This is a genomic window from Erythrobacter crassostreae (assembly GCF_019204045.1).
In the GTDB taxonomy this organism is placed as follows: Bacteria; Pseudomonadota; Alphaproteobacteria; order Sphingomonadales; family Sphingomonadaceae; genus Erythrobacter; species Erythrobacter crassostreae.
This window is the reverse complement of record NZ_JAGSPC010000001.1, coordinates 1,489,081-1,513,539: the sequence shown is the minus strand read 5'-3', so window position 1 is coordinate 1,513,539 and position 24,459 is coordinate 1,489,081. Positions and strand designations below refer to the sequence as shown.

Below are 24,459 nucleotides of genomic sequence, written 5' to 3'. Positions count from 1 at the left end.
ACAATTGAACCATTTCGGCCTAGTCGTGGACTACCCAAGTGATGACCAAAACATCTCGCCCTTCCCTGTCTCGTCCGGCGCCGCCAAGTTCTGGCGTTCTGTTCGACGAATTGCTTGTCGTCATGGTTCAGCAGGGTGATCGCCGCGCCTTGGACAGGCTGCATATGCGGTGGGATACCCGGCTTATCCGCGCGGCCTATCGCTACACCGGTGATGCCGATTTGGCACGCGATCTAGCTCAGGATTGCTGGATCGGCATTTGGAAAGGCATTGCCGGTTTGCGCAATCCGGCGCGGTTTCGCTCCTATGCTTTTGCGATCCTGCACCGACGCGGTGCCAGCCATGTGCGCAGCTCAATTCGCGATAGGGATCATGTCGAAGAGCTATCGCAAGAAACCGCACAGACGGCCTCACAAGACGGACGGATTGCCATCCAACAGGCCTTTGCCGCGCTACCGCCAGATCAACGCCTCGCTGCGCATTTGCACTTCGTAGAAGGCCTCACTCTGGCCGAAATCGCTGAGGTGCAATCCATTCCAACAGGCACTGCGAAAAGTCGCCTGTTCCACGCTCGCCGCAAACTGAAAGCGGCGCTCAATCCAGATTGCTTCGAAGGAGAATTGCCATGAGCAATATCAAGAATACCGACACCAATATCGCGGATGCATTGGGCAGCGATGATCACGAATTTCTCGCCAGCCTCGATACAGATCGCGGCATGTTCCAGCAGATCGGTGATAGCTGGCACGGGCCGCTGGGCGGATGGGCCAAATTCGCATTTGGTATCGCCATCGTGATAGGAATCGGCCTCGCCTACTGCTTCTACCGCGCTGTCACGGCTGATGGATCAGAAGCGATGCTGGGCTGGGGTCTGATGACAATCGGCCTGCTCATCATGCAAGGGTTTCTGAAAGAGTGGATGTTCGCTCGCATGAACATGCTGACACTCCTTAGCGAAGTAAAAAGGTTGCAGGTTCAGGTCGCCTTGCTCAGCGAGCAGAAAGACTGATCCGATCAGCGGCGTATTTCGATCGGGGTGCCATCGGGAACGAGGCTCCAAAGCTCTTCGATCTCTTCATTGGTCAGCGCGATACAGCCATCGGTCCAGTCGCCTTGCAAAGGCGGGCCGCGATAGCCGGTGGGCTGACCGTGAATGAAGATATCTCCGCCCGCGGAACGGCCATATTGCGCGGCAAAGGCCTGGTCGCGGCGGTTGGGATAGGAGATGCGCAGGCTTAGGTGAAAGCTGCTGCGCGGGTTGCGGGTATCGATAGTGTAAATGCCCTCGGGCGTCCTCTCATCCCCTTCAAACCTTTTGTGACCCATTGGCGCATCGCCAAACTGGATGCCGCGATAGGCACGGATCGGCTGGCCATTGCTATACGCGATCAACAGCCGTTCTGACTTGTCGACAATAAGGTAATCGGCCAGCACTCGGGGCGCCGGGCGGCTTGGTTGGTAATCGGGAATGGAACGCGCAGCGACACGCGGCTCTGAAACAGGCGCAAGCACCGCTTCAGTCGCCGATGAAGAACATCCAGCAAGGGTAACCAGGAGCAAGAGGGTAGCTGCGCGTTCCATAGCCAAAGAACTAGCGCGCAACACTGCGAGGCACAATTGCGCCTCTTGGCCTATGTCCCAGTCAAGGACTCGCTAACTGCGTTTTCGCAGGCTCTTAGTCCTCGAAAGGATCACGCATCAGGATCGTATCGTCACGTTCCGGGCTGGTCGATACGAGCGAAACGGGGCATTCGATCAATTCCTGTACGCGCTGTATATACTTGATCGCATTGGCCGGCAGGTCGGCATAGCTGCGCGCGCCGACGGTGCTTTCGCTCCAACCTTCCATCTCTTCATAAATCGGCTCGACCGCGGCCTGATCACCGGCATGGCTGGGCAGGTAATCAAGAACATTACCGTTTAGCCGGTAGCCGGTGCATATTTTGACCGTCTTGAGGCCATCGAGAACATCGATCTTGGTGAAAGCAATGCCGGTCACGCCGCTGATCGAACACGTTTGGCGCACGATGACGGCATCGAACCAGCCAACGCGGCGTTGACGGCCGGTGACGGTGCCGAATTCATGCCCGCGCTCACCGATGCCTTGTCCGATTTCGTCATTCAGCTCCGTCGGGAATGGGCCGGAGCCGACGCGGGTGGTGTAGGCCTTTACGATGCCCAGAACGAAGCCGGCTGCATTGGGGCCAAGGCCGCTTCCAGCTGCCGCTGTGCCGCTGACAGTATTTGAGCTGGTGACGAAGGGATAAGTTCCGTGATCGACATCCAGCAGCACGCCCTGCGCGCCTTCGAACAGGATTTTCGCCCCAGCTTTGCGCACTTTCTTGAGCCGTTTCCAAACTGGTTGGGCAAACCGCATTACAAACGGTGCGATCTCGCGCAGTTCAGCGAGCAGCGCCTCGCGGTCTACTGGAGGCTGATCGAATCCTGCTCGCAGCGCGTCATGATGCGCGCATAGGCGATCAAGCTGCGAATCCAGATCATCCAGATGGGCCAGATCGCAAACACGGATCGCGCGGCGACCAACTTTATCTTCATAGGCTGGGCCAATGCCCCGGCCCGTCGTGCCGATTTTGCCCGTGCCCGCCGCTGTTTCGCGCAGGCCGTCCAGATCGCGATGCAGTGGCAGGATCAGCGGACAGTTATCCGCCACAGCAAGATTATCGTCGTCAATGCGTACGCCTTGCCCTTCGAGCTTCGTAACCTCGTCGCGCAGCGCCCAAGGATCGAGTACGACACCATTGCCGATCATGCTCATCGTGCCGGACACGATACCCGAGGGCAGCAAGCTCAATTTGAAGACATTGCCATCAATCACCAAAGTGTGACCGGCATTATGCCCGCCTTGAAAGCGGACAACAGCATCAGCGCGGCTGGCGAGCCAGTCGACAATCTTGCCTTTGCCTTCATCGCCCCACTGAGCGCCGATTACAGTTACGTTAGCCATGGGTATTCCTTCACCCCTGCCCGGGGATCCTCAAACGTCCTTCGACAGGACTCGACGTAGGGGATGAAATGGACGGGCGAACGGCCCGAAATGCCGGTGCGGACTAGAGCGGCGGGAGCCCTGCTGTCAAGCAATGCCGATTACCGCATACCTGCCGGACTTGCACGGCGGCCAATACAATTTGCGACGCAGATATTCTTGGCAGGACGGACGCGTTGCGCAAGACAGCACTTCAATGGGGGCTGACAAAGGAGAACGCGCATGAAACGCGTGCATAAAAATCTCATTATCCTCGCCACCACTGCGGTGATCGCGACACCAATTCTGGCCCAGCAACGCGAGCGACCATCCCGCGAATGTATGCAGGAAGTCAGGGAGCTATGCGGACGTGACCGTTCGCAAATACGCAGCTGCTTGCAAGAAAAAGCGGATCAGCTCTCCAGCAAATGCTCGGGCGAGCTGCGCGACCGGATGCAGCAACGCAGAGGTGCACGAGATCGGGGCAATAGGGCCGCCTCACAGACGATGATCAGGCCAGACCGCACCATCATCTATGGCAATGATCAGCGTCAGCAGATCGACGTTTTTGAGCCGGAGGGCGCGGTGGATGAATTGCCGCTTGTGCTCCACATTCATGGCGGAGGCTGGTCAGTCGGCAATCATAAACTGGTGCAATCGAAACCCGCTCATTTCACAAATGCGAACTACTTTTTTGCATCGGCTGGATACCGATTGATGCCAGACGCGCCTGTTGAACAGCAGGCAGCAGATATAGGCACAGCAATTCAGGCGCTGCGCGGCCAAGCATCAGCGATTGGGTTCGATCCGGATCGTATCGTCGTGATGGGGCATAGCGCAGGAGCGCATCTCGCCGCTTTAGTCAGCACAGATCCGCAATATGCCGGCGAAGCGTTTGATGCCATTCGCGGTGTTATCCTGCTCGACGGGGCTGGGTATGAAATCAGCAGCAGTATGGCCAATGCCGGTGCGCGCTCAGAAACCCTATACAAAAACGTGTTTGGCGAGGACGCAGACCGGCACCGCGCTTTGTCGCCAGTTACCCACGTCGGCGGAGCAGATGCCCCGAATTGGCTGGCGTTTTATGTCGCCGAACGGGCTAAATCGAAAGAACAGTCAGAACTGCTCGTCGGCAGTCTGACGGAAGCTGGCTCGGCTGCGCAGGCCGTTCCAATTTCGAACACCGATCATGGCCGGATGAACCGGGAAATCGGCATCCCGGCAGGAGCCGAACAAACGCAGGCTATCGACGCATTCCTTGGCCGCGTTTTCAATTAGAGCGCCTTAGGCTCGCCATTCTCAAGGATATGCGTGCAGCCCATCGCCTTGGGATCTTCGCTGGCCGATAGCTGTGCGACCGTGCGCCAACCATCGGCGCGAAGGCGCTTGGCTTTGCTCGCGCTGAAACCGGTTGGCAGGTACACTGTTTGCGCGGCTTCACCTTGCGGCGCGGCATCGGCCAGCGCATCGACATAGAGCGTGAAGCCGGTTGCGGCCTCATCGCTTCCGCCGATCCGATATGTCCCGCCTCGTCCGGCTGCTCCGCGAACATTGGCGGCATAAAGAGTAAAGCCGAACCAGCTTTGGTATTCAAAGCCGTGGCGTTCGGTCGGATCAAGCGTGATGCGCGCGGCATCGCCGACCTGCGCTGCGATTGCCTCAAGCCCGTCAAGCCGCGTACCAAGCGCGCCGCCTGCATCCAAATCGCGCAGCGTGGCCATTGCATCAGCAAACGGGCCGGTTGCATGGATCAACGGCAGATAGGCTTCGCCGCCTGCTGCTTTCAATCCGCCAGCATCCTTCGTATCCAACTCGCGTCGGATCGCCTCGACCGTATCAGGCTGCATAGACAAGTCTTGCGCCGCAAGCGTGTCTACCAGATCAGGCATCGTGAAATCGACCGAGATACCGGTCAGGCCTGCCGCCTTAAGCGCGCTTATCGCCAATGCGACCATTTCACCCGCCGCAGCGGCTGTATCTGCACCAATCAGCTCGGCGCCCAATTGCAAACGCTCCCGCGCCGGATCGAGCTGGCTTGCACGGATCACGGCGGTGTCGCCGCAATAGGCGAGGCGCAAAGGCCGCGCAGCTTCCGCCATGCTCGTCGCCGCAATACGGCCAATCTGGGGGGTAATATCGCTGCGCAGCGCAAGCGTGCGAAGGCTCGACGGATCGACAAAGCGAAACATCGAGCGCGTCGAAATGCCCTGCATGCGGCGGTTCAGTGAACTTTCAAATTCGAGCAGCGGCGGGCGCACGCGGTCATACCCATGGCTATCCAGCACATCGAGGCAGGCACGCATTGTCCGAGTGATCCGATCCGCCGATGCTGGCAGACGGTCTTCGAGTCCTTCGGGAAGAAGATCGGTGTTATCAGTCATTTCGAAAATGCGCCTGAGAGGATCGTGGCCCCAGGTCAAGCCCAGTCGAGCCCAAGGCCGCGATCATCGCAAATTACCTCATCCTAAAAAACCAGTGCGGTGACCGTTTTCACGCCTTCGACCTTTTCAGCCTCGGCAATAGTTTCAGCGGTTGGTGCATCATCAAGGCTCAGCAGCAGCACCGCTTCCCCGCCCGCATCGCGGCGGCCAAGGTTGAATGTGCCGATATTGATACCGCGCTCGCCCAAAAGCGAACCGATGCGGCCGATAAAGCCCGGCTTATCATCGTTGACAATGTAGAGCATGTGACCGTCGAGTTCGGCTTCGATACCGATGCCAAAAATCTCTACCAGACGCGGCTTGTCACTGCCAAACAGCGTGCCTGCGACCGAGCGCGGACCGCTTTCTGTTTCGACCGTAACGCGGATCAGAGTGTTAAACGCCCCGTCGCGTTCATGGCGTATCTCGCTGACCTCAAGGCCGCGTTCCTTGGCAAGGTATGGCGCGTTGACCATGTTCACCGTGTCGGAATAACGCCGCATAAAGCCCGCTAGAACCGCGCCGGTAATCGGCTTACCATTGAGCTGCGCAGCGGCGCCTTCACGCTCGATGCTGATCTTGGTCAGGTTACCATGCGCAAGCTGTCCAACCAGAGAACCGAGGCGCTCCGCCAAGGCCATGTATGGCTTCAGCTTCGGAGCTTCTTCAGCCGACAGCGATGGCATATTGAGCGCGTTTGTTACGCCACCATTGACGAGATAGTCGGCCATCTGCTCGGCAACCTGCAGCGCTACATTGACCTGCGCTTCGGTTGTGGACGCACCAAGGTGCGGAGTGCAGATAAAATTCGGCGCGCCGAACAGTGGGTTTTCCTTGGCTGGCTCTTCGGCGAAAACGTCAAGAGCCGCGCCTGCAACCTGACCGCTTTCAAGGCAATCTTTCAGCGCCGCCTCGTCGATCAAACCGCCACGTGCGCAGTTCACGATACGGATGCCGGGCTTCGCATTTTCCAGCCGCTCACGGCTCAGAATATTGCGTGTCTGATCGGTCAGCGGTGTATGGAGCGACACGAAATCTGCGCGGGATAGCAGATTGTCGAGATCGACTTTCTCGATGCCCAGCTCAACCGCACGGTCTTCGGTCAAGAAAGGATCGTATGCGATCACTTTCATGCGAAGGCCCTGCGCACGGGTGGCAACGATGCCGCCAATATTGCCAGCCCCGATCAGGCCAAGCGTCTTGCCGGTGACTTCGATGCCCATAAAGTCTTTCTTGGGCCATTCGCCGTTCTGCGTGCGCGCGTTGGCGGCCGGGATCATGCGGGCCAGCGCCATCGTCATCGCGATCGCGTGTTCAGCCGTTGTGATCGAGTTGCCGAACGGGGTGTTCATCACAACCACGCCCTTGCCGCTGGCATACGGAATATCGACATTGTCGACCCCGATACCAGCGCGGCCGATCACTTTCAGGTTCGTCGCAGCGTCCAGGATTTCCGGTGTAACAGTGGTCGAAGAACGAATTGCAAGGCCGTGATATTCGCCGATGCGCGCCTTCAATTCTTCGGCGTTTTCGCCTGTAATCACATCAACATCACAGCCGCGCTCTTCGAAGATACGCGCGGCATTCGGGTCCATCTTGTCAGAGATGAGCACTTTAGGTTTGGTCATGGGTATTTCCTTTGGCCAGCCGCGCGTCATTCCAAACGTCGCGGTCTGTAAATCTCAATAAAGGGGGACGGCGGCGGCCCGAACATGCCGGGCCGCGCACCGATCAGCCGTTCTTGACGGTCTCGTAAGCCCACTCAATCCACGGCAAGAGGCGTTGAATGTCCTCTTGCTCCAAAGTTCCACCGCACCAGATGCGCAGCGAAGGTGGGGCGTCGCGATAGCCGTTGAAGTCGTAACCCACATGCCGCTCTTCGAGCATGGCGACGATTTTCTTTGGCACGGCGGCCTGATCTTCGGCCGAAAGGCTGTCATACCAGTCGCCCTGGAACATCATGCAGACACCGGTATTGGTGCGCAGCGCCGGGTCAGAAGCCATGTTGCGCAACCACGGTTTTGCTTCGATCCAGTCTTTAACGATTTTCGCGTTCGCGTTGGCGCGTTCGAACATGGCCTGACGTCCGCCGATCGACTTCGCCCATTCCAGCGCAGCGATATAATCTTCGGTTGCCAGCAGCGAAGGCGTGTTAATCGTCGCGCCTTCAAAGATGCCTTTGTTGATCTTGTCGCCTTTTTTAAGGCGGAACAGCTTAGGCAACGGCCATGCCGGATCATAGCTTTCGATCCGCTCAACCGCCTTGGGTGAAAGGATCAGCATGCCGTGCTGGGCTTCGCTGCCCATCACTTTTTGCCAGCTGAATGTCGTCGCATCCAGCTTTGCCCAGTCCATTTCCATGGCAAAGATAGCGCTGGTCGCGTCGTTGATCGTGATGCCCTCACGGCCCGGCTCAAGCCAGTCCGTGTTCGGGATCATCGCGCCCGATGTCGTGCCATTCCATGTGAACACAACATCGTTGCGCTGCGGGATGGTCGAAAGGTCGGGGATCTCGCCGTAATCCGCCGTGAGTGTTTGCAGATTTGGCAGCTTAAGCTGCTTCACCGCATCCTGAATCCAGACATTGCCAAAGCTTTCCCAAGCCGCGACCGTTGCCGGGCGAGCGGGATCAAGCATGGTCCACATCGCCGCTTCGAGAGCGCCCGTGTCCGATGCAGGCATGATGCCCACGAGGTAATCGTCCGGCACACCCAATAGCTGACGCGTCAGGTCGATGGCGTATTTCAGCCGACCTTTGGCGAGCTTCGAACGGTGCGAACGTCCAAGCGAATCTGTTTTGAGTTTGTCGAGGGACCATCCGGGGAACTTTACAGTTGGGCCGGATGAAAATTGAGGACGCTCAGGTTTGAGCGGCGGCTCGTGCAAGAGCCCACGTGCGTAGTCAGTCATTGTATTCTCTCCTTACAGAGAGCTCGCGCGGCGTTGGGACCGCGTGGCCCACTGGCCGCACTAAAGATGCGGGTTGGAGAGTCAACGTACGAAGTGCGATTGTTTTCCCGTTTCTAGTTTTTCCTATCCCCTCTCGCAAATCTGGCACGGCTCGCCTAAACGGACGCTGATATGGAAACATCCGATCTGCGCATCGCCCTGTTCAGCGGCAACTACAATTACACCCGCGACGGGGCGAATCAGGCCTTGAACCGGTTGGTCGGCTCTTTGCTGGCCAAAGGCGCGCAGGTCCGCGTCTATTCGCCCACAGTTGACGAACCGGATTTTGAACCGACCGGCGATTTGATCGGTGTGAAGTCGGTCGGCGTGCCGTTTGGTCGCGGCGAGTACCGTCTGCCGACCCGGCTAGGCAGGAAAGCAAAGCGCGATCTGGAAAAGTTTGCGCCCAATATCGTGCACCTGTCCTCGCCCGACCCTTCAAGCCATGAGGCGCTGCGCTGGGCGCAGGATCACGACATTCCCGTTCTGGCATCGGTTCACACCCGGTTTGAAACCTATCCGCGCTATTACAAGCTCGGCTTTTTGGAGCCGCTGGTCGTGAAGCTGCTCAAGCGGTTCTACAATCGCTGCGATGCGTTGGTCGCGCCATCGGACAGCATGATCGAAGAATTGCTGGCGCAAGATATGCACGACGATATCGGCCTGTGGAGCCGGGGCGTTGAGCGCGATGTTTTCTCTTCGGAAAAGCGCGATCTGGAGTGGCGTCGCTCGTTAGGCCTTGCCGATGATGATGTCGCGATTGTTTTCCTTGGCCGTCTCGTGATGGAAAAAGGGCTGGATGTCTTCGCCGAGACCATCGTTCAACTGCGCAAGCGTCAAGTCCCGCACAAGGTTCTGGTTATCGGGGACGGTCCGGCGCGCGAATGGTTCGAAACCAACCTGCCAGGGGGCATTTTCGCAGGCTTCAAGACCGGTGCCGATCTGGGTCAGGCGCTCGCGAGCGGCGATATCTTCTTCAATCCGTCGATCACAGAGACTTTCGGTAATGTCACTTTAGAGGCGATGGCTTGCGGATTGCCAGTGGTCGCAGCTGGTGCGACCGGTGCGGCGAGCCTTGTGAATCACGGCGTAACAGGACAGCTCGTCCCGCCGACTAAAGACAAGGACACCAACGCCGCCGCTTTTGCAGAGGCAATTGCGCCTTACTGTACCGATCCTGCGCTGCGCATGTCGCACGGCGCTGCAGGTGAAGCACGCAGCCGCGAGTTCAGCTGGGAAGCGATCAATCAGGTTGTCGCCGATACGTATATCCGGCTGGTCGAGGATCGCAGAATTTTGCAGAAAAAAGAGGCGGTGGACGCGGCGCGCAAGGCCGCCTCTTCCTGACGACTTACCTGAGCACTCCCGCACGGGCCATGCGGCTGGCGTAAACGAAAAGGCTGATCGTAATCACCCAAATTGCGACAGCGAACCAAAGCTGACCATGGGTTTGCATTGATTCTGGAATGTCGGCGACAGCGCGTTCGTAGTAGGTCGTGCCGAGCAGTCCGACGATCGAGATTCCATACAACCAAACCGCGAATTTGCGGCGCAGCAGCAAGGCGATTGAACCCAAAAAACATCCCCAGACACCGAGCGCCCAAAAGGCAACAGCCCATGCCGGGAAGCTGGAGAAATACGCAATCTGTTCCGCGGTCATTCCCATCGCTTCGAGATTGCCGGTTTCGGTGGCAAGATAGCTTGCCACCCCACCAGCGTTCCAGATTGTTGCGATCACACCGATTACCCACAAATGCCAAGGTGTTTTCGCCTGTCCAAGCTCGCTCATAATTATCCCTCCCAAGACGGCGCGACCCCATCCATGGCGACAGGATAGAGAAACGAGAAAGGCGCGGCAAACCCGTTAAGGATTACCGCGCCTCTGTTTCGGATAGTCAGCCGGTCACATGCGTTCGATACGCTTGGAGACCTCGTCAATAATGTCGACAATCTCGTCGATGGCTGCTTTGTCGAGTTTTCCGTTGCTCGCACGGTTTTTCAGGACATTGGCGAGGTTGCCCATCGCGCGGAACAGATCGGGTGACTTTTCCTTCACGCGTTCGGCGCGGTCACCGTGCTCGGAAATACGGCCCATCAGTTGGTCGACTTCATCGCTGCGCTCTTCAAGCTCGGCAATGCCGGTTTTGGTTGCCTTGAACGGTTTCTTGCTGCCCGCATCATCACCTTTGGCTTTGGTTTTCGGCTTAGCCTGTTTGATCTGGCCTTCTTCCTCCAACATTTGCAGCGTCGGGTACACCGCGCCTGGACTTGGCGCATAGCCGCCGCCGGTCATGTCTTCGATCGCACGGATCAATTCATATCCGTGACGCGGCTCTTCATTGATGAGTGCCAGCAATGCGAGGCGCAATTCGCCTGAGCCGAACATGCGCCCACGGCGCTTGCTGCGGCGCGGGCCGTCTTGCCAATTTCGGCCTCGGCGCTGGCGGCGCTCGCCGCTGTCCCAGTCACTTGCGGCAGATGCTGCCATCATTGCGATCATCGGGCCGAGATTGTTCCAGCCGCCTTTTCCGTATTTCTGCCAAGTCATCATTTCGTACTCCAGATATCTTTTGATAGGTTCAAGATATATCTTAGAGCTGTCGTTGCAAGAGGCGCATGGCTTTTTCCGACGAGCGTCCTATTTCAGGCGACGAATGGCTGACCTGTTTCAAGACGACCCCGCGCCTGTTCGCGATGACACGCCGCGCGACAATGCGCCGCTGGCGGATCGCTTGCGCCCGCGTGCGCTCTCCGAGATTATCGGTCAGGACCATCTAACTGGGCCCGAAGGCGCGATTGGCCGTATGGTCGCAGCGGGCAAGCTGTCGAGCATGATCCTGTGGGGGCCGCCGGGCACTGGTAAAACCAGCATCGCCCGTTTGCTCGCAGACGAGGTTGGCATGCGCTTCACCTCAATCAGCGCCGTTTTCTCTGGTGTTGCGGACCTCAAGAAGGCCTTTGCCGAGGCAGAAAAGATGGCGGGTGCAGGTAAGCGCACGCTCTTGTTCGTGGACGAGATCCACCGTTTTAACCGCGCGCAGCAAGACGGGTTTCTCCCTTTTGTAGAGCGCGGCACGGTAACGCTGATCGGCGCGACGACCGAAAACCCCAGCTTTGCTTTGAACGCGGCCCTACTCAGCCGCGCACAGGTTCTGATCCTAGAACGTCTCGATCACGCCGCACTTGAAGCTTTGCTTGGCCGCGCGGAACAACTGGAAGACCCGCTGCCTCTGACCGATGATGCAAGAGCCGCCCTTATCGCGAGCGCAGATGGTGACGGCCGGTTTTTGCTGGGTCAGGCAGAGACGCTTTACAATGCCGCTATACCGGAGCCGCTTGATCCGGCTGCGCTTGGGGCATTCCTTCAGCGGCGCGTGGCCGTTTATGACAAAGACCGTGACGGGCATTACAATCTGATCAGCGCGCTGCACAAATCTTTGCGCGGCTCCGATCCGCAGACGGCGCTTTATTACATGGCCCGAATGCTGACTGCGGGTGAAGAACCGCTTTATGTGCTGCGCCGCCTTGTCCGCTTTGCCAGCGAGGATATCGGCCTCGCCGATCCCAACGCGCTCACGCAATGCCTTGCTGCCAAACAGGCATACGAATTCCTAGGCAGCCCAGAAGGCGAAGTCGCAATCGCCCAAGCTTGCCTGTACTGCGCCACAGCGCCCAAATCGAACGCCGCCTATAACGCGCAGAAGGCTTCATTCCGCAGCGCAAAGGAAACCGGCAGTCTTATGCCGCCTGCCAATATCCTGAACGCGCCGACTAAGCTTATGAAAGACATTGGCTACGGGACCGGATATTCTTACGATCACAATTCCGAAGACGGCTTTTCCGGCGACAATTATTGGCCGGAGGGGATGGAGCCACAGGATTACTACACGCCAGTCGAGCGCGGTTTTGAGCGCAAGGTTAAGGAGCGAATGGAATGGTGGGCAAAACGACGCGCCGAACTGCGGGAATGATCGGCACTGCGGCTGCCGCAATTGTATTCGCAACTTTTTCTGCGGCCGCACAAGATGAACCACAAACGCGCCCTGATGCAGAGACTGCCTGTCCTGATAGACCCGTCTTGGAAGACGCGTCGCCTGACCGTGAGGCCATGCTGAGCTTTCCTGCCGCATGGGCAGACTTTGCCGATATGTCGATGTACTGGCTCGCAGTGAGGACGGAGCTGGGTTCGGTCCATTGTGTCGAAACAACATGGGCTATCGACGCAGATGCTTATGAGAGATTGAATGAACGGTTCCTCGGTTTCGAATGGAGCGGTTATGAGGCCGGCGGCTATATGCTGATCGACACTGCGGGCACTGGAAGCAGCACTGATACCGGCGCGAAGCCTGTGTTCTCGCCCGAGGGAGGTTACATGGCGTCCATACAGTTCTCGGACGCAGGATGGGGCGGGCTTGAAGGCTTCGCAGTGTGGCGCACATATGCCAGCGGAATGACCCCGGTGCATGTCGATACCAATCTTCCAACGATGGCGGATTGGCGGATCGACAAATGGGAAGGCAATGGCTGCCTGCACCTCTCTGCGGTTCCCTATGACCGTGTCGAGGATTGGCGAAAGCTTACGGAGTACAAGCGCGACCGGTATGTCTCTCGGTCCAGAGATGGCTGGAAATTGAGCGCTGGCGAGGTTTGCTTCGCATCGTGATGCGTGATTTCGATCACTTCGTCGCCATTGATTGGTCCGGTGCCAAAGGAGAGCGGCATAAGGGTATCGCCATAGCTATTGCCGATGGCAAAGGCGGACCTCCGGTCCTGGTCGATCCGCCGGCGCGCGGCTTCTCCCGCCCAGAAGTGATGGAAATTTTGCGCAGCGATCTTCCGCCGAATTCGCTGGTTGGCATTGATCTAGGGATCAGCCTGCCTTTCAATGACGCGGGCGCATTCTTTCCGGGTTGGGATAGGAGCCCTAAGAGCGCCAAGCGGCTTTGGGCGATGATCGACGCGATTTGCGACCATGAACCGCATTTGGGAGCCAACAGCTTTGTCTCGCATCCGGACGCCTCCCGGTACTTCCGCCACGGTAAAGACCATGTGGGCGACCGTTTCCTGCTGCCTAGCGCCGTCACCCGCGAAGGACGGTTCCGGGAAGCAGAGACCGCTCAGCGTGCGCAGAAATGCCGACCGGTCAGCAATTTCAACCTCGTCGGTGCGGCCCAAGTCGGCAAAAGCTCGCTCACAGGAATGCGGATGCTGCATCAATTGCGCGGCGACTTACCCGTATGGCCGATGGACCCAATCCCCGAAAAGCGGGTCACAAAAGGTGGGTCGATGCTGGTCGAGATTTACACCGGGCTCGCCTCCAAAGAGACGGCTGCGTTGGGCGCAAGAACCAAACTACTGACCTATGCAGATCTGAACGCGGCTCTTTCCGCGCTGGATTGCCCTCCGGTGGATCAGACGGGCGAAGTAGATGACCATTCCTCGGACGCATTGCTTACCGCTGCATGGCTGCGCAAAGTTGCTCCTGAACGGCGCCGGTGGGAGCCGAAATGCCTGACTGCTGAAATTGCTTACACAGAAGGCTGGACCTTCGGCGCGCTCTAGGACACGCTGCGTCGCATGAGTGATTTCTCGATCAATTTTGGCTTTGGCGACGCGTCAACGCCCCAGACAAGTCCCGCACCGCCCAATGAACCTCAAATCGAGTTTCTCTGCGACCCTGCACTGGCAGGCACGATTCCAGAACCCGAACGCGCCATCCGTTTCGCACCGGAGTGGTTTCGCAAGCTCAAGCCGGAAATGGGTGTATTAGACGCCGAAGGCCTGCCCGGTCTGACCGCCAAAGCATGCCTGCCAATGACCGATGCTTTCTCACTCGGTTTCGTAATCCCCCTCCCCTACGACGTGCAATTGCAAGTTCCAGCAGATGAAGTGAACATTGAGATGGGCTGGGGTGAGCATTGCGCCTTTGCTCCGATCGAAAGTCACATGCCGCAACAACTCGGTGCGCCGCAGCCTCCGTTTGCTCAGGTCATGCCACTCAAATTCATCAACCCTTGGCGGATCAAGGTGTCAGATGGTTACTCGCTGCTGTTTCAGCCGCTCGTAAACCGACCAGAAATGCCGTTCTATTGCTTCTCAGGGCTAGTCGACTGCGACCGGTTCGACACAACGATCAACTTTCCCTTCATCTGGACCGCGGGGCCTGGCGAATTTATGCTGCCCGCCGGATCGCCAATGGTTCAAGTGATCCCGATCCGCCGCGATGCAATGATCAAAGGGCATGAAGTAAGGGCCTCAAATGAGGCGGAACTCGCGCAGCAAATGGCAGCGAGCAAACGCAAATACACCGAGGAATCGACCTACCGCAAAGATTGGCGGGTCAAAAAATAACTACCGATAAAGGTGCGATGTATCGCGCGGCTTCTTACGATATCCGGTCGTACGCAAATCTTCGAGCATCGCATCGCGCCTGCGGTCTGCCTCGGTCACAGCTTTGGGCGCTGCGGCAATTGGCGCTTCCGAACTGCCGTGCGTCAACATGTTGATAGTCTTCATGTTTTCATCGCGGATCATACCGGGAATCAAAACCAGATCGGCGAGCAACCACGGGATCAGCACCAGCCAGCCGACAACCGAAAGTGCCAGCACAAGCTGCATCACGCCAGTCTTGGTCGATCCAGCGTAAAATCGGTGAACCCCGAAAAAGCCAAGGAAGAGCCAGAGCAGATAGGCGATGCCCATCGACTTCCGGTTTGCCTCGAACACCATTTGTTTGTGCGCTGTTTCGTCCATGATCCGTCCCTGTACCAAATATAGTCTTGGGCGGATGATCGGCGCCGCGCAAGCGTGAATCGTCAATGATCGACGAAACGACAAACGCTCTCTGCACACGCAATAAGTTTGACGCCAAATTGCCTCTTGAGGGCAGCGAAGGTTTCGACTAAAGGACGGCTCCGCTTCGAAAGAGGCGGACAGAGATGGGCCGGCTTAGCTCAGTTGGTAGAGCAGTTGATTTGTAATCATCAGGCCACGCGTTCGAATCGTGTAGCCGGCACCATTTCTTGTGGGACGTCACAACTGATTGTTCAAAATCCAAGATACTTGGATCGTCTGACGAAGCCAAAGGGCAAATAGACGTGTTCCTTCAGTCATTGCTACCTGAGCAGAAAGCACGCTGACAAATACTTTGGAGCACCTCGTTCATTCATCCTACCGTGACGAAATTGACAAAATGTCATCGATGGGTGGATGCCGATGACGGGTAAAGAAATGCTCACCGCTGCGCACGGTGTGCCTGTCATGTTCCCATATGCGCGGACGTTTCCAGTAGCTCGAACTTCGATTCAATATGCTGAATTTTTAAGCTTATTTTCGAAGTGAGAACAGGTGAGTCTTATCTGATCAAGGTTCATTCACTCTCGCCCACCACTTGGCGAGAACGTACAAAGCCTAATACAAAAGGCTAGGTGCAGACTTTACTTGCATCCGGGTGGTAAGTCGCTTTCACGGTTGGCAGATACAAACGACTGATGCACAGTGGTGTTTGATCGCGATGATGCTGAATAGAGAACGATGTGGCCGTAGATCTTACTGAACTCAATGACATAGTAGAAACTGGGATCAAGGAAATCTCGCAGTACAGATTTGAATGCATTTTGAACGCTGAAAGGTTGTTAGCTGATGAGTACGATCTGGACGACCTGAATTGGGAGAGCGTTCCCTATGGAGAGAGCGATGTCGATTTGGTACCCGACGACCGTCGGGGCATCTATGCATTCACGCTGAAAGCTCCTCATCCGGTTTTACCGCCACATGGATATGTAATGTACATTGGCATCGCTGGGCGACGCTCAAATCGTAGTCTTCGAAGTCGGTATCGTGATTACCTAAACACCCGAAAGGTTGCTAAGCGTCTTACGATTGCCCGACTAATAGGTACCTGGCACAACATCCTGCAATTCCAGTTCGCACCCGTTGATGCTGATATGTCATCTGAAGATCTCGAACAGCTCGAAAAGCAGCTAAATTCTTGCATGATGCCTGTTTTTTCTGACGGAGACCTTGAGGCGGAAACAAAAGCTAAGCGAAAGGCATTCAGATAATGAGCAAAAGCGACGCGGATGGTTTCGCTCTACCGGCATTGCGCGGGATTATGGGCAAATGGGTGTACTATTCATGCCTAATGCCGCTCGACGAAATTGCCGTTCGAGTTCGATACGCTGATGAAATTCACAAGCACAAGGCGCTTTCTGATATGATTCAGCGCAAACTCAAAGCTGGTAGGAGCAAAGAGATCGCCACGTACTTGGAAGATCAGCCCGAACGCTTTTTTAATTCACTGGTAGTTGCAACCTACAAGGGTGAGCCGAATTGGATTGGCTTGTCCGATCTGCGAACTAAGAAAAGTCAAGTCGCACTCGCTGATCTAAACGAAGAGACTGTCGCGTCCGTCGGTTTTCTAACGTTACGGGGTGACGAAGAACTATTTGCACTAGATGGACAGCACCGGCTTGCCGGCATTAAGCGTGCGTTTGACGAGGGTGTTCAAGACAAAAGTGGTTACGACGATATTTCAGTCATTTTTGTTTCTCACAAGGATACTAAGCTCGGTTTAGAACGCACCAGACGCCTATTCACCACACTTAATAAGACTGCTCGCCCGGTTAGCAAAGGCGACATTATTGCTCTGGACGAAGATGACGTGATGGCACTCGCCGTGCGATGGCTTATCGAACATACTCAACTGTTTTCAGGCAAGCGGATCGCCTTTGTAGCAACTAACAACCTTCCAACATCAAATAAGTCCAGCCTCACCACCATTGGCAATCTTTATGACCTATTGCTGCATTTATTTACTAAGGTAGACACCGCTTTGACGGACACTCGCGTGAATCTAACACGGGTCCGGCCCGGCGATGATGACCTTCAGGCCTACTTCGAACTTTCGAAAGCCTATTTCACCCTCATGAAAAAGCATTTTCAGGAACTTAAATCATTTTTCGATGCAAGTGATCCAGCAGTGCCAGTTAGTGAGTTTCGCGGAAGCCATGGTGGAAGCGCGTTATATCGCCCGATAGGCCTCGACATTTTTACCCAAGTTATCGCGCGCCTTTCGAAGGACATGTCACTAAACAAGGCCGTGAAGACTGCGGCGAAGCTTCCAACTGATCTCAGCAAGGCACCATACAAAGGACTTCTCTGGGATCCGGACACTCAGCGCATCGTTGGTGGCAACCGCGTAACATTGCGTGAAACGCTCCTGTATATGCTTGGACGTTCCAAGTTCAGCGAAGAAAAGCTGCTATTACGCTATCGTAATGAAACTGGGGACGAAACAGCTATGCTCCCTAAGCCTGTGGCTTAGAAAGAGCTTCATAATACGATAATTTCTGTCTTCTGAGAACTTGCTCGGTTGGCGGATATCGCAAGCAAGGAAGTCGGTCAGCAAGCATCTGATTGACTAAACCCAATAGTCTAGATTGCAACGTGCTCAAGCCTATATCGACGCAACCAAGGCATTGGCGGCTCAATCTGTCCGCCGTCAGCATTCGATAGACAGATTAGCTGGATAAAATGAGTCAGTATTTTGAGTTCATCGTAGTGACGTAAGAAACGAAGATGAAGTCAAAACACTCAAAATCCTCCGCGCAAGCGGTGGTCACAGACATCCGCCGGGCGACCCGCAAGCAGTATAGCGCAGAAAAGAAAATCCGGATCGTGCTGGAAGGCCTGCGCGGCGAGAACAACATTACAAAAGCTAGCCAACACAGTTTTCACATCTCAATCTCTTTCGGCGATGTCGTGAGATATTCCGTCTAAGGTTGCGAGCACTTCGTCGATTTGCTTTTCGTCAGAGAAACGACCTAGACTGAAACGCACGCAGCGTTCGGCGCGCTCTCGCCCAAGTCCCATTGCTCTAAGAACATGCGAATAGTCCTCATCGCTGCTAGAACATGAAGAACGGGTCGATGCTGCAATTTTCGGTTGGGCTCGGCTGAGGAGATCGAACGCGCTCATTTTGAATAGCTCGATTAACGCGTTGCCCGGATGACGATTGCTGCGGTCGCCTAGAAGCTTGCCCCATCCCGCCGCTTCGATGCCGTTCACGAGGCGGTCCCGAAGAATGGCCAATCTGGAACTTTCTGTCTTCCGTTCTTCTCTGATCAGATCACATGCAATGCCGAAACCTACGCATAATTCGGTAGGCATGGTCCCTCCCCTCAAGCCGTCCTGCTGACCGCCGCCAACCAATAAGGGCGAAAGCCTCGCTCTGGCTTTGGGATCAACCACCAACGCACCAATACCTTTGGGGCCATACGCTTTTTGAGAACTAAGCGTTGCGTATGATAGGTTCGCCGCCTCAATATCGATCGGAACCGAACTTAGTGATTGAGACAGGTCTGCATGAAATAGCGTACCGGTTTCTGCGCAAATAGCTCCGATCGAAGCGAGATCGGTAATCGCTCCGTTTTCGTTGTTTACGCCTATAACCGATACGAGCGCAGTTTCCCCATCAATGATCTGCGACGCGTGATCAATATCTGGCGCCCCGTTGCTATCCAACTCAATTGTCCTAACATTGAGACCGAAATGATGCGCCTGATCAATCACGGATTTGTGGTCGCCGCCACATGTCACAATTGTGGGGTGCCTGTCGAAGCCGCACTCGGATCGTGCTGATGTTAGCGCCAATGCGTTTGCCTCGGTCGCTCCCGATGTGAAGACGATGTCTTCCGCAAACGCCCCAACACAATTTGCGATTGCGATCGCAGCATGTTCTATCGCATCATTTGCAAGTCTTCCGAGAAAATGATCAGTTGCATGCGGGTTGGCGAAATTTCGCCTGAAGGCATCGGTCATGCCGGCCAAAACACGCGGATCGATCGGCGTGGCCGCTTGATAGTCGAGGTATATCGTATCGTCGATCCGCATGATGTTCCCGGCTGGACGGTGGCTCCAGCAGTTCCTATAAGGCAGTTTACTCACTGGATGATAGCCCCAGAAGGAATTTATGAGAACTGCGGAGTTAGAAATAGAAGGGTATCGACCATGCTTTAGCGGTCATGAGACCTTTCCGCTACGGCATGGTTGGTTGCAAAAAGCATTCCGGGCCGTTTCTGATGCGCCCTCACCAAAGGATGCGTCGGGTATATTTAGGGATCCCGCTGCAATCACGCGTTTTGGCGTCGGTCGCAATATGGTGGCGGCCATCAAATTCTGGTCAATTGCAGCAGGCGTTTTGGATGAGACTAGCGAAGGGCTTGTGACTGGTTGGGCCGGCGAGCTGCTTTTGGGGGAGAATGGGATTGACCTTTACCTTGAGGATCCGTCTTCTATTTGGTTGTTACACTGGTTCTGCGCATCTCGGCCTAGGCTGACTAGCGTTTATTGGTTATTCAATGAATACAATGGTTCTGATTTGCTTCGCAAGGATGCTTTGGACACCATCATGGCAATAGCTGCACGAGAAGATTGGTCCAGAGTGGCGCGAACTACCGTGGATAGAGATCTGCAATGCCATCTACGAAATTACATCGGCGGCAGAGGCCAAGGTGAGACAGGCGGTTCACTCTTCTCGGAACTGGGCTTAATTATACCCCTTGATCGCCACCGCGTCCGCTTGGTGAGGGCCGCACATGGGTCGCTACCATCTTGGGTATTCCTATTTGCACTTGAAGAATTCTGGGACCGCACCGCTCCGACCGCGGAAACCCTTTCGTTCGAAAGGATTGCATATACATCCGGTTCACCGGGACGCGTCTTCCTGCTCGAACCTGAAGCTTTGGTGGACCGGCTGGAGGGCCTCGATCGCGTGAGCCACGGCAATATCGCCTGGTCGGAAAGCGCAGGTTTACGACAATTGGTGCGGCGGCGTTCCGTAGGTCGTGAGGAAAGGTATGCATGGCTGGCTGATATGCTGAGAGGTCGGCTGAAAGATGAACCTGGAGCGCAAACAGCATGACTGAACGAATTAACATCCTTCCGCGCTTCCGGCGTTCAGTGCGTCTTGATTCAGATCTTGGCTCGCAGGGAGCACTCGAAGGTTTCGTGTGCGCTCCATCGCTTCGTGCCGTTATCCGCTTTATGGCATCTCACATAGGTGATACTGGACAGGGAGCATTTACATGGACTGGGCCGTACGGCGCAGGCAAATCTAGTCTAGCGCTTGCCTTGTCGACCCTGTTCTCTTCTCGAGGCAAAGCATTCGCCCAGACTGCGGAAATCTTCGGCGACGAAGTAATAGCTTCATTGAAAAGTGCGCTGCCCAATTTTCCATCAAAATGGGTTGTGCTTCCCATAGTCACGCAAAAGCTGCCACTTGTCTCTCAAATTGCTGAATCTCTGTGTCTCCCTTTGGATACAGCTGCCTCGGATATCCTTACGGCACTCGAGGAAAAATGCGCCAAAGAGTGCGTCCTGCTGGTGTTGGATGAACTTGGACGCGGACTCGAGGCAATCGCCGAAGGACGCGGAGATGCTCATTTCCTTCAGGATCTGGCGGAAGTCGCAAGCCGCAGCAACGGACGTCTGATCGTCGTCGGCATACTTCACCAAGCATTCGAAGATTATGCTGACGGACTCGGCCAAAGGGTCAAGGATGACTGGTCGAAGATTCAAGGGCGCTTCATCGACATCTCGGTTTCTGTCACTGCTGAAGAAGCTATCGGGTTAATCGCCGATGCGATGGCTGACGGCGGGAAGTCCAAGGGCTCCAAACGCGTTTCTGAAAAGACGGTCGAACTCTTTCATCCTGAACCGACAGGTGATGAACGTGATGCGCTTGTTGAGCGGTTGAGCCGCGTGGCTCCGCTGCACCCAACCACCGCCGCTATGTTAGCACCGGTTTCACGTAGAAGGTTCGGCCAGAACCAACGCAGTGTCTTCTCGTTTTTGAATTCTGCCGAACCATTCGGTCTCCAGGATATTCGCTCGGGCCGATCAGCTGGTATATCCTATCACCTTGATCGCTTGTGGGACTACCTCCGGGCAAACTACGAGGCGGCAATCCTATCTTCGCCTGACGGAAGACGCTGGACCTTAGGCAGCGATTGTGTGGATCGTGCATCAGCACGCGGGGCAAATGAGGTTTCAGTCCGAGTTTTGAAAGTAATCGCTGTCTTTCATCTTCTGCAAGGACGCGCGCCTTTGAGACCCGATGAGGCTACGATAGCCACATGCCTAAGCGATTGTGTGCAGCAGGACGTTGAAACTGCGTTGGCGGCGCTGGTTAAAGGCTCAGAGATCGTCTTCCGGCGTCATACCGGGTTGTACTTACCTTACGCTGGCTCCGATTTCGATATCTCTGCCAATCTCAACAGCGTGCTCGCGGAGATGGGCGAGCCTGACCTTGATGCAATGGCGCGCCTAGCAGAAATACCGGCGATGTTAGCCAAGAGACACCAGATTAACACCGGAGCTCCGCGGTGGTTCCACATTGTGCTCACCTATCCACGCAACCTCGGTATTTCTAGCGATCCGTTACTGGATACTGCCGGGGAAATCTCGGGACGCTTAGTCGTCGTCCTTCCTGATCGCAGCGAGTCCCCGCAAACAGTGAAATCACTTGCTGAAGCGAGCTCTTTGGTGCGGACCCACGATGCGCGCGTGAATATCATCGGCATTCACATGGGCGCATTAGAGCTGGTGGCGATGGCCCGTGAACTGGAGGCTTTGTCTCTATTCGAGGACAGGTTTCCAGAGCTAGCAGGCGATGCTATTGCCAAACGGGAGCTTGAGGCAAGACGCGGCGAGCTACGGCAGATTCTCGAACAGCGGTTCTCACAGATATTGGAGGAATGCATTTGGTTCGCGAATGGCCAAGAATTGGGTATGCTTGACCGACGTGGACTAAATGATGCCCTGTCACACCTGATGGATGAGCGCTTCCCGCAATCACCAGTTCTACTGAACGAGTTACTGAACTGTTCAGAACCGTCGTCCAACGCGGTAAGTGCGCGTACCAAACTTATGAAGAGAATGGTGCGACGCGGCAGCGAGGCCAATCTCGGATTTTCGGGCAAAAGCTACCCGGCTGAGCGGGGGCTATTTGAGTCCCTTTTGAAAGATGCCGATCTCCATGTCGGTGATGGCTTTCATGCTCCGACAGCTGGAAATCCGCTAGCTCCTCTCTGGGCGGTCGCCGATGCCGTGATGAATCGCTACGACGGACCTGTTTCATCTGGAGATGTGCTAGATGCGTGGGCCAAACCGCCCATCGGCCTCAAAGCCGGTTTGGCCCCCGTTTATTTAGTCGCTTACATTGAAAGCCGGCGGGATCGAATTGCAGTCTATTGTGATGGGGTGTTCCAAAGCGCGATGAACGAGCTTGGAATTGAATATCTGGCCAGGGATCCTTCAGAGGTCAGCCTCCGGCGCGTCGATATGACCGGGCTAATCGGAGAAACGTTGACTGAGCTAGGCACAATCATAGGCACCGGCTCCGATGCGCGACCATTAGGTGTGGCCCGGCAAATAGTCGGCGACTTCGATGCGTTGGTTCCATGGACAAAACGCACCCAAACCTTAAGCGCGAAAGCACTTGCTTTGCGTGAGATACTTAAGCGGGCCAACGATCCCAACAAACTTTTGTTCGACGACTTGCCAATGTTGGCGGCAGACGGATCAGATGAACCGCTCGACCCTGTAAATATTGCCGTAGTGCTGCGCGAACTACTCGCCGAGATGCGCGCTGCATACCCTGCCATAATGGACGATTTGACCGAGCTACTTTTGCGCGAGCTAAACGTTCGGGGACGCGACGCAAAAGCTTACGAAATGCTGCGCATGAGGGCCGAGAACATCAGGCAGATTTCAGGCGATCTACGTCTCGAAGCTTTCGTCGGCCGACTTTCGCAATTCTTCGGCACGCGTGAGGACATGGAGGGCCTCGCCTCGGTAGCGGCAGATCGACTGGCTCGAGATTGGAATGACCGCGATCAGGAAAAGGCGCGCGTTGGGATAGCTGATCTTTCGGCGCAATTCTTGAAAACCGAAACACTAGCCCATGTGAAAGGCAGAAAGGACAAGCGTCACGCATTAGCGCTCATTGTCGGCCGTGAGCAGGAAGCTGCTCCCGTGGTTGGCGAATTCCAAGTCGCGGATGAGGACCGCCATGAGATCGAAACCTTGGCCGCGGCGATCAACAACGCGTTGCATACCGGTATAGAGCTTCGACGGGAGGTGGTCCTAGCCGCTCTTGCCGAGGTAACCTCAAGATATCTCGTCGAGGCGAATATCGATTCTAAAAGGAAGAAGGCATGACGATCACTCGGCACGTTTTAGGACTGTCCGGCGGACGTGACAGCGCAGCGCTCGCAGTTTTCATGCGTCAGCGTCACCCTGAACTCGATCTCGAATATTTCTTTACCGACACCGGCAAGGAGCTGCCGGAGGTCTATGAGTATCTAACCCGGCTTGAAGGATATCTCGGCAAGGAAATTCTCCGCCTCAATCCCGATCGCGATTTCGATTATTGGCTGAAGACCTACAAAAGTTATCTTCCGTCTGCCCAGTCACGCTGGTGTACCCGACAACTGAAACTTCGTCCCTTCGAGCAATGGACCAAAAGCTATCTCGACGATGGCGACACGGTAATTTCATACGTGGCGATACGTAGCGATGAGGATTACCGCGAAGGTTACCAGTCGACAAAAAGCAATCTGATGACCAGCCTGCCATTCAAGGACGCCGGCGTCGACAAAGCCGGCGTAATCGACATCCTCGATGGGTCTGGGCTTGGAATGCCGAGTTATTACGAGTGGCGAACCCGTAGTGGTTGCACCTTCTGTTTCTATCAGCAGAAGATCGAGTGGGTGCGTCTCAAAGAACGCCACCCAGAGGCATTTGAAGAAGCCAAGGCATACGAGAAGAATGCCATGGACCATGGGTCACCATTCACGTGGAGCCATGGTGAATCGCTGCTGGAACTCGAGCGTCCAGAAAGGCAGCAGGCGATCCGCAAAGATCATGAAAAGCGCATCGAGCGGGCCCAGAAGCGTTTGAAGGCTAACCCGTTACGGCCCGACACAGTAATCGATCTCGATGATTTGTATGGAAATGCCGCAAAAGCCTGCCTGACCTGCCATAAGTAGCGACGAGCCGCGCGTGCGAAAGCTCTTATGACCGGCCAGTTCGTTAACCGTGCAA

General features: G+C 55.7%; 22 protein-coding genes, 1 tRNA gene and 1 pseudogene. 15 read left to right on the top strand and 9 right to left on the bottom strand.

All coding sequences use genetic code 11. The features are described from left to right. Positions 1–41 precede the first annotated feature (41 nt). Both KCG46_RS07335 and KCG46_RS07330 read left to right on the top strand, forming a co-directional pair. Positions 42–629 carry an RNA polymerase sigma factor gene (locus tag KCG46_RS07335; RefSeq protein WP_218404615.1) on the top strand — a complete coding sequence of 196 codons (588 nt, stop codon included), beginning with the start codon at positions 42–44 and terminating at the stop codon, positions 627–629. After that, positions 626–1,009 (top strand): DUF6768 family protein, encoded by a 384-nt coding sequence (locus KCG46_RS07330; protein ID WP_218404614.1) that lies wholly within the window; start codon positions 626–628, stop codon positions 1,007–1,009. The genes KCG46_RS07335 and KCG46_RS07330 overlap by 4 nt, the downstream gene beginning before the upstream one ends. Before the next feature lie 5 nt (positions 1,010–1,014). Here the strand turns inward: KCG46_RS07330 and KCG46_RS07325 are convergent, their stop codons facing one another. Further along, positions 1,015–1,581 carry a L,D-transpeptidase family protein gene (locus tag KCG46_RS07325; RefSeq protein WP_218404613.1) on the bottom strand — a complete coding sequence of 189 codons (567 nt, stop codon included), beginning with the start codon at positions 1,579–1,581 and terminating at the stop codon, positions 1,015–1,017. Between the two features lie 94 nt (positions 1,582–1,675). Further along, positions 1,676–2,965, bottom strand: coding sequence for an adenylosuccinate synthase (locus KCG46_RS07320; RefSeq protein ID WP_218404612.1), 1,290 nt, complete (start codon positions 2,963–2,965; stop codon positions 1,676–1,678). A 261-nt stretch (positions 2,966–3,226) separates the two neighbouring features. Between KCG46_RS07320 and KCG46_RS07315 the strand changes: the two genes are divergently transcribed. Continuing rightward, entirely contained in the window at positions 3,227–4,261 is a 1,035-nt protein-coding gene (locus tag KCG46_RS07315) for an alpha/beta hydrolase (protein WP_218404611.1), read from the top strand. Here KCG46_RS07315 and KCG46_RS07310 read toward each other — a convergent pair. The 3 genes from KCG46_RS07310 to KCG46_RS07300 all read right to left on the bottom strand — a co-directional run bounded on the left by KCG46_RS07310 (position 4,258) and on the right by KCG46_RS07300 (position 8,313). Further along, complete coding sequence (locus tag KCG46_RS07310) at positions 4,258–5,364, bottom strand: ATP phosphoribosyltransferase regulatory subunit (protein WP_218404610.1); 1,107 nt, start codon at positions 5,362–5,364, stop codon at positions 4,258–4,260. The genes KCG46_RS07315 and KCG46_RS07310 overlap by 4 nt on opposite strands. 83 nt (positions 5,365–5,447) lie before the next feature. Then, positions 5,448–7,031, bottom strand: a complete 1,584-nt coding sequence (serA, locus tag KCG46_RS07305; protein ID WP_218404609.1) for a phosphoglycerate dehydrogenase — start codon at positions 7,029–7,031, stop codon at positions 5,448–5,450. A 103-nt stretch (positions 7,032–7,134) separates the two neighbouring features. Continuing rightward, positions 7,135–8,313, bottom strand: coding sequence for a phosphoserine transaminase (locus KCG46_RS07300; RefSeq protein WP_218404608.1), 1,179 nt, complete (start codon positions 8,311–8,313; stop codon positions 7,135–7,137). A gap of 171 nt (positions 8,314–8,484) precedes the next feature. On the opposite strand from KCG46_RS07300, the gene KCG46_RS07295 reads away from it, so the two are divergent. Next, positions 8,485–9,699, top strand: coding sequence for a glycosyltransferase family 4 protein (locus KCG46_RS07295; protein ID WP_218404607.1), 1,215 nt, complete (start codon positions 8,485–8,487; stop codon positions 9,697–9,699). 4 nt (positions 9,700–9,703) lie between these two features. Here KCG46_RS07295 and KCG46_RS07290 read toward each other — a convergent pair whose 3' ends face one another. Beyond that, positions 9,704–10,141 (bottom strand): hypothetical protein, encoded by a 438-nt coding sequence (locus KCG46_RS07290; protein WP_255551817.1) that lies wholly within the window; start codon positions 10,139–10,141, stop codon positions 9,704–9,706. A 114-nt stretch (positions 10,142–10,255) separates the two neighbouring features. Next, positions 10,256–10,903 carry a PadR family transcriptional regulator gene (locus KCG46_RS07285; RefSeq protein WP_255551816.1) on the bottom strand — a complete coding sequence of 216 codons (648 nt, stop codon included), beginning with the start codon at positions 10,901–10,903 and terminating at the stop codon, positions 10,256–10,258. Positions 10,904–11,006: 103 nt separating this feature from the next. Here KCG46_RS07285 and KCG46_RS07280 point away from each other — a divergent pair, with 103 nt between their 5' ends. From KCG46_RS07280 to KCG46_RS07265, 4 genes are read left to right on the top strand one after another with little or no spacing between them, the layout of a single operon-like run. Then, positions 11,007–12,323, top strand: coding sequence for a replication-associated recombination protein A (locus KCG46_RS07280; RefSeq protein ID WP_218404605.1), 1,317 nt, complete (start codon positions 11,007–11,009; stop codon positions 12,321–12,323). Further along, complete coding sequence (locus KCG46_RS07275; RefSeq protein ID WP_218404604.1) at positions 12,287–13,015, top strand: hypothetical protein; 729 nt, start codon at positions 12,287–12,289, stop codon at positions 13,013–13,015. The genes KCG46_RS07280 and KCG46_RS07275 overlap by 37 nt, the downstream gene beginning before the upstream one ends. Next, positions 13,015–13,914, top strand: a complete 900-nt coding sequence (locus KCG46_RS07270; protein WP_218404603.1) for a hypothetical protein — start codon at positions 13,015–13,017, stop codon at positions 13,912–13,914. The genes KCG46_RS07275 and KCG46_RS07270 overlap by 1 nt, the downstream gene beginning before the upstream one ends. A gap of 15 nt (positions 13,915–13,929) precedes the next feature. Further along, positions 13,930–14,703, top strand: coding sequence for a hypothetical protein (locus KCG46_RS07265; protein ID WP_218404602.1), 774 nt, complete (start codon positions 13,930–13,932; stop codon positions 14,701–14,703). Here KCG46_RS07265 and KCG46_RS07260 read toward each other — a convergent pair whose 3' ends face one another. After that, the gene (locus KCG46_RS07260) at positions 14,704–15,105 is read right to left on the bottom strand and encodes a TM2 domain-containing protein (protein ID WP_218404601.1); all 402 of its coding nucleotides are present in this window, start codon (positions 15,103–15,105) and stop codon (positions 14,704–14,706) included. A gap of 189 nt (positions 15,106–15,294) precedes the next feature. Between KCG46_RS07260 and KCG46_RS07255 the strand changes: the two genes are divergently transcribed. The 4 genes and pseudogenes from KCG46_RS07255 to KCG46_RS12640 all read left to right on the top strand — a co-directional run. Beyond that, positions 15,295–15,370 (top strand) — tRNA-Thr (locus tag KCG46_RS07255). 517 nt (positions 15,371–15,887) lie between these two features. Next, the gene (locus KCG46_RS07250; RefSeq protein ID WP_218404600.1) at positions 15,888–16,415 is read left to right on the top strand and encodes a hypothetical protein; all 528 of its coding nucleotides are present in this window, start codon (positions 15,888–15,890) and stop codon (positions 16,413–16,415) included. Next, complete coding sequence (locus tag KCG46_RS07245) at positions 16,415–17,677, top strand: DGQHR domain-containing protein (protein ID WP_218404599.1); 1,263 nt, start codon at positions 16,415–16,417, stop codon at positions 17,675–17,677. The genes KCG46_RS07250 and KCG46_RS07245 overlap by 1 nt, the downstream gene beginning before the upstream one ends. Before the next feature lie 254 nt (positions 17,678–17,931). Beyond that, a pseudogene (locus KCG46_RS12640) lies at positions 17,932–18,069 on the top strand (IS3 family transposase); the annotation flags it as partial. 24 nt (positions 18,070–18,093) lie between these two features. Here KCG46_RS12640 and KCG46_RS07240 read toward each other — a convergent pair. Further along, complete coding sequence (locus KCG46_RS07240) at positions 18,094–19,299, bottom strand: cysteine desulfurase family protein (RefSeq protein ID WP_218404598.1); 1,206 nt, start codon at positions 19,297–19,299, stop codon at positions 18,094–18,096. Between the two features lie 25 nt (positions 19,300–19,324). On the opposite strand from KCG46_RS07240, the gene KCG46_RS07235 reads away from it, so the two are divergent. From KCG46_RS07235 to KCG46_RS07225, 3 genes are all read left to right on the top strand, one after another. Further along, the gene (locus KCG46_RS07235; protein WP_218404597.1) at positions 19,325–20,275 is read left to right on the top strand and encodes a DUF4007 family protein; all 951 of its coding nucleotides are present in this window, start codon (positions 19,325–19,327) and stop codon (positions 20,273–20,275) included. Positions 20,276–20,484: 209 nt separating this feature from the next. Then, entirely contained in the window at positions 20,485–23,574 is a 3,090-nt protein-coding gene (locus KCG46_RS07230) for a hypothetical protein (protein WP_218404596.1), read from the top strand. After that, a complete protein-coding gene (locus tag KCG46_RS07225) occupies positions 23,571–24,404 on the top strand; it encodes a phosphoadenosine phosphosulfate reductase domain-containing protein (RefSeq protein ID WP_218404595.1) in 834 nt (277 codons plus the stop codon). The genes KCG46_RS07230 and KCG46_RS07225 overlap by 4 nt, the downstream gene beginning before the upstream one ends. Positions 24,405–24,459 lie beyond the last annotated feature (55 nt).

Excerpts from the sequence above, each read along its gene's own strand:
- KCG46_RS07335 (WP_218404615.1), top strand. The coding sequence starts at position 42 with ATGACCAAAACATCTCGCCCTTCCCTGTCTCGTCCGGCGCCGCCAAGT.
- KCG46_RS07330 (WP_218404614.1), top strand. The coding sequence starts at position 626 with ATGAGCAATATCAAGAATACCGACACCAATATCGCGGATGCATTGGGC.
- KCG46_RS07325 (WP_218404613.1), bottom strand. The coding sequence starts at position 1,581 with ATGGAACGCGCAGCTACCCTCTTGCTCCTGGTTACCCTTGCTGGATGT.
- KCG46_RS07320 (WP_218404612.1), bottom strand. The coding sequence starts at position 2,965 with ATGGCTAACGTAACTGTAATCGGCGCTCAGTGGGGCGATGAAGGCAAA.
- KCG46_RS07315 (WP_218404611.1), top strand. The coding sequence starts at position 3,227 with ATGAAACGCGTGCATAAAAATCTCATTATCCTCGCCACCACTGCGGTG.
- KCG46_RS07310 (WP_218404610.1), bottom strand. The coding sequence starts at position 5,364 with ATGACTGATAACACCGATCTTCTTCCCGAAGGACTCGAAGACCGTCTG.
- serA (WP_218404609.1), bottom strand. The coding sequence starts at position 7,031 with ATGACCAAACCTAAAGTGCTCATCTCTGACAAGATGGACCCGAATGCC.
- KCG46_RS07300 (WP_218404608.1), bottom strand. The coding sequence starts at position 8,313 with ATGACTGACTACGCACGTGGGCTCTTGCACGAGCCGCCGCTCAAACCT.
- KCG46_RS07295 (WP_218404607.1), top strand. The coding sequence starts at position 8,485 with ATGGAAACATCCGATCTGCGCATCGCCCTGTTCAGCGGCAACTACAAT.
- KCG46_RS07290 (WP_255551817.1), bottom strand. The coding sequence starts at position 10,141 with ATGAGCGAGCTTGGACAGGCGAAAACACCTTGGCATTTGTGGGTAATC.
- KCG46_RS07285 (WP_255551816.1), bottom strand. The coding sequence starts at position 10,903 with ATGATGACTTGGCAGAAATACGGAAAAGGCGGCTGGAACAATCTCGGC.
- KCG46_RS07280 (WP_218404605.1), top strand. The coding sequence starts at position 11,007 with ATGGCTGACCTGTTTCAAGACGACCCCGCGCCTGTTCGCGATGACACG.
- KCG46_RS07275 (WP_218404604.1), top strand. The coding sequence starts at position 12,287 with ATGGTGGGCAAAACGACGCGCCGAACTGCGGGAATGATCGGCACTGCG.
- KCG46_RS07270 (WP_218404603.1), top strand. The coding sequence starts at position 13,015 with ATGCGTGATTTCGATCACTTCGTCGCCATTGATTGGTCCGGTGCCAAA.
- KCG46_RS07265 (WP_218404602.1), top strand. The coding sequence starts at position 13,930 with ATGAGTGATTTCTCGATCAATTTTGGCTTTGGCGACGCGTCAACGCCC.
- KCG46_RS07260 (WP_218404601.1), bottom strand. The coding sequence starts at position 15,105 with ATGGACGAAACAGCGCACAAACAAATGGTGTTCGAGGCAAACCGGAAG.
- KCG46_RS07245 (WP_218404599.1), top strand. The coding sequence starts at position 16,415 with ATGAGCAAAAGCGACGCGGATGGTTTCGCTCTACCGGCATTGCGCGGG.
- KCG46_RS07235 (WP_218404597.1), top strand. The coding sequence starts at position 19,325 with ATGAGAACTGCGGAGTTAGAAATAGAAGGGTATCGACCATGCTTTAGC.
- KCG46_RS07225 (WP_218404595.1), top strand. The coding sequence starts at position 23,571 with ATGACGATCACTCGGCACGTTTTAGGACTGTCCGGCGGACGTGACAGC.